General features: G+C 72.0%; 5 protein-coding genes. 4 read left to right on the top strand and 1 reads right to left on the bottom strand.

Annotated features, from left to right (window positions below; all coding sequences use genetic code 11):
- The 3 genes from H0X00_RS22275 to H0X00_RS22265 form a co-directional block, all read left to right on the top strand.
- Positions 1-287, top strand: a 287-nt coding sequence (locus H0X00_RS22275) for an Rmf/CrpP family protein (protein ID WP_293774955.1), incomplete at its 5' end; no start/stop codon positions are given.
- A gap of 9 nt (positions 288-296) precedes the next feature.
- A complete protein-coding gene (locus H0X00_RS22270) occupies positions 297-758 on the top strand; it encodes a hypothetical protein (protein WP_293774953.1) in 462 nt (153 codons plus the stop codon).
- A gap of 196 nt (positions 759-954) precedes the next feature.
- On the top strand, positions 955-1,392 hold the full coding sequence (locus H0X00_RS22265) for a hypothetical protein (RefSeq protein WP_293774951.1): 438 nt from the start codon (positions 955-957) through the stop codon (positions 1,390-1,392).
- A gap of 173 nt (positions 1,393-1,565) precedes the next feature.
- Here H0X00_RS22265 and H0X00_RS22260 read toward each other — a convergent pair whose 3' ends face one another.
- Complete coding sequence (locus H0X00_RS22260) at positions 1,566-2,309, bottom strand: hypothetical protein (protein ID WP_293774950.1); 744 nt, start codon at positions 2,307-2,309, stop codon at positions 1,566-1,568.
- 195 nt (positions 2,310-2,504) lie between these two features.
- Here H0X00_RS22260 and H0X00_RS22255 point away from each other — a divergent pair.
- Positions 2,505-3,995: acyl-CoA dehydrogenase family protein (locus H0X00_RS22255; protein WP_293774949.1), on the top strand; the 1,491-nt coding region annotated here is incomplete at its 3' end.

The following is a 3,995-nucleotide window of genomic DNA, read 5'->3' as shown; positions in this document are numbered from 1 at the left end:
GCCGCGCCCCGCTCGACCCGTGGGCCGCGATCGACGCCGACGACCCGGACGCCCGCGAGCTCGCGCACGCCTGGGCCTGCGGGTGGGAACGGCACGAGTCGGTGCTGACCGCGGTCGGCCACGGTGCGCAGGCCGCGAAGGCCGGCGAATCACCCGAAGCCTGCCCTTATCCGGCAGATTCCGCGGACGAGGCCGAGAGCTTCCTGGTCAAGCACTGGCTGTTCGGCTGGCGCGCCAAGGGTGGTCGGTGCGAGCCGCTGGCCGAGGTGATCCCGCTCCGCCGGTAGCGTGCGGGCGTGATCACACCCGCGCTCGCCGCCGCCCTGCTGGTTCTCGCCCTCGCCGGTTGCGGGGACGACGACACCACCGATGCCGCCGGCCCTGCCCAGGTGGTCGCGACCCCGGTCCCGACGGATGTCCCGACGGATGTCCCGACGGATGTCCCGACGGGGACGCCGGACGTCAAGCCGGGCGCCGCGCTGGCATCGGTCCTGGCCGATGTGAACGAACTGGCGCCGGCGCTGGAGAGCTACTTCCGCGGTCAGCCGTATCCGACCACGGTCGAGGAGGTGGTGGCCGCGCTGCCCAAGGCCCGCCTCAAGCTCTCCCCGGGCAACAGCATCGGCGGCTACCGCTACGACGCGTCCGACGTGGAGTTCGTGCTCTGCGTCGAGAACACCTCGGGCGCCTACGCCACCTACGACACGGCGCCCATGACCACCGGCCAAAGCGGCGAGTCCGGCGGCTGTCCCGCCTGAGGTTGTCCCGCCTGAGGTTGTCCCGCCTGGCCGCCCGCCAGGCCTGCCATTCCGCCGGACCGGGTCGCAGACGGGACGAGTTGAAACTGGTGAGGCGATCTCGCGCCCGGGATCGCACCACTGGTTTCAGCTCGTCCCAGTTCCAGCAGCACCCGACCGCAGGCGGCTCCGCGCCTGTATGGAGGGCGTCCTGCTCGTGCCCAACCTGACCCCCCACGCGACCCGGGCCGCCGTCACCCGGCTGCGGGATGCGTGCGAGAGCCTCGGCCGGGAGCTCTGCCACGCCCGCGCCCTGACCTACCTGCAGGCGCCCGGCTACGGCGACGCCCTCGTCGCCGCCAACGGTCGGGACCCCGAGCGGCTGGCCGCGATCCGGTCCCACGCCCAGCTGACGGGCCATCAGACGATTGCGGACAACGTCTTCCACCGCAGCGAACTCGCCGAGCCGGCCCGGGCCGTCCCCGACGAATGGATGCAGTCCTCGTGTGCGATCGGCTCCGTCGCGGACGGCGTCGAGAAGCTGGCCGCCTACCGCGATGCGGGCGCGGACGAGATCGTCACCTACGGCAGTACCCCGCAACAGAACGCCGGGCTCGCGGCCGCGTGGTCCGCGCCCGCCGGGAGCCGGGTGTGAACGCCCGCGGCACCGGCGCCATCCAGGTGATGCTCGACCTGCGGGGCGTGCCGAGTCCGGGACTGGAAGGTCCGCTCGGAAGAGGTGCTCGCGTTCATGATCGGGACCACGTTGCGCCGGGTGCTCCACCCCGGGGCTCCCCGTGCGCGCCGTCCGGGATCAGCTTGCCGGAATCAGCCGCCTCGGCTGAGCTCGGTCCCGACGAGCGCGGGCTCCGCCGCGGCGACGACGCGATCCCTCTCCTCGCGGCTGATCGCCTGCCACGTCGCCCACATCAGCACGCAGGTATAGATCCCGAAGGCCGGGACGGCGATCCAGAAGGCCATCAGCCCGTTCCAGGCCCAGATGCCGTCCTTGAAGAACAGCAGCGCGATCGCCGGGCAGAACAGCAGGCCGGACCAGAGCATCGCGTAGGCCGTCCAGCGCGGGAAGATCGGATCCGGGCGCGCGTCGGCGAGCACGGCCACCGAGATCGCGCCCACCTGCGCGAGCGCCGGGGCGAACACGCCGAGCAGCGGGACCCAGCCGAGGTCGTTGAGCAGCTGGACCAGGTCCGGGTCGCGCTCGGGCCGGTAGCTCGCGACCGCGAAGCAGATCGTCGGGAAGATGATGATCACCACGCCCGCGGCCCCGGCCGCGACCTCGGTGAAGACCAGCGGGGTGAACTTGCCTTCCATCCGCTGCATCTGGCCGGCCACGACCCCGTAGAAGGGGATGGTGAAGGCCGCGCCGAAGATCATGAACAGGCAGCCGAGGCGGATCCGGTCGGCGTCCTCGCTGTACTGCTGTGCCACCTCCGCCGCGGTGTTGTTCGCCGGAATCGGCGGGAAGAAGCCCGCCGTGAGAAGCCCCGCGAACAGCAGGGCCAGGAAGGCGGCGCCGCACCACCACATCGCGCGCTGGATCCCGATGCTCATCCCGGAGGCTCCATTCGCTAGGTCGCGGCTGGCGCGACGCTAGTGAACGTGCCGTCGGCACCGGAATCGCAGTTTCCCGCAGAGTTCGTCGGGTTCTCCCCGACGGGAAGATCCACTGGCTATATGAGATTGGCTATCTCTAAAATCGTCGACCTGGCTGATGCGCGCGGGGGTTCGCCCGCTAACGTCGGCGCCGTGGACGAAGCGGCGCTGCGGCGCGAGGTACGGCAGTTCATCGCCGAGCAGGTCGAGACGCTCGGGATCCGGCTCGAGTGCGACTCCTGGCTGAGTGGGTTCTCCGCGGAGTTCAGCCGCGCCCAGGGCGCCCGCGGCTGGCTGGGCATGACCTGGCCGACCGAGTACGGCGGGCAGGGCCGCACCGAGCGGGAACGCTGGATCGTCAACGAGGAGTTGCTGGCCGCCGGCGCACCGGTGGCGGCGCACTGGATCGGGGACCGCCAGTCCGGACCGTCGATCCTCAAGCACGGGTCCGAGGAGCAGAAGCAGCGCTTCCTGCTGGCGATGGCGCGCGGGGAGTGCTTCTTCGCGATCGGGATGTCCGAGCCGGACAGCGGGTCAGACCTGGCCTCGGTACGCACCACGGCCCGCCGCGACGGCGAGGAATGGGTGGTCAGTGGTACCAAGGTGTGGACCAGCGGGGCGCACCGCGCCGACGCCATGATCACCCTGGTCCGGACCAGCCCGGTCGACACCGCCGCCCGGCACAAGGGCCTGACGCAGTTCATCATCGACCTGCGCACCCCGGGCATCACGGTGAACCCGATCGTGTCCCTCGACGGCGGGCACCACTTCAACGAGGTGGTCCTGGACGAGGTTCGCCTCACCGATGCCGACCTGCTCGGCAACGAGGGCGACGGCTGGAAGCAGGTCACCTCCGAGCTGGCCTACGAACGCTCAGGACCGGAGCGGTTCCTCACCACCTTCCCGCTGCTCGCCGCTGCAGCTGACGGGGCGTCAGCCGACTTCGGTCAGGCCCTGGCCGAACTGAGCACGCTGCGCGCGATGTCCTCCGCGGTGGCCGAGGCGCTGGGCCGCGGCCAGGCCCCCGCCGTGGAGGCGGCCCTGGTCAAGGACCTGGGCACCCGGTTCGAGGGCCGGATCATCGACCTGGCCCGCCGACTGCACCCGCGCGAGGCCGACCCGGACTCCCCCGACGATCTGACCCGCCACCTCGCGCACGCGACCACGCACGCCCCCGGCTACACCCTGCGCGGCGGCACGAACGAGATCCTGCGCGGCATCATCGCCAAGTCCCTGACCGCGGACCCGATCCGCCCGGCCGGCGACGCCGCCGCCGCGATCGCGGCGATGTGCGCGGCGACCGAGGTGTTCGAGCCTTCCGGAGTGTGGTCACCGGAGCGCGGTCGGGCCCTGCTCAAGCGGATGCTCGACGACGGGTGGCACCGGGTCGGCCTGGCCGAGGAGCTCGGCGGTCACGGCGGCGACCTGCGCGACGCCGCCGACGTGACCGCGGCGCTGGTCGGCACCCCTTCGCCGCTGGCCGACACCCTGATCGGCGCGGCCGAGCTGCTCGGGCGCTGCGGACTCGCGCTGCCCGACGACGCCGAGATCGTCGTCGTCGTCCCGGCCACCGACGCCGAGCTGGGTGAGCGGCTCACGGCTTCCGCGACACGGGTGCCGTGGGCGAGCTGGGCCTCCCACCTC

Origin of the sequence: Sporichthya sp. (genome assembly GCF_013815995.1) — a bacterium.
Taxonomy (GTDB): domain Bacteria; phylum Actinomycetota; class Actinomycetes; order Sporichthyales; family Sporichthyaceae; genus Sporichthya.
Note: the sequence above shows the minus strand (reverse complement) of the source record. Positions and strands in the feature narration are given on the sequence as shown.

Coding starts and splice junctions, on each gene's coding strand:
- H0X00_RS22260 (WP_293774950.1), bottom strand. CDS start 2,309: ATGAGCATCGGGATCCAGCGCGCGATGTGGTGGTGCGGCGCCGCCTTC.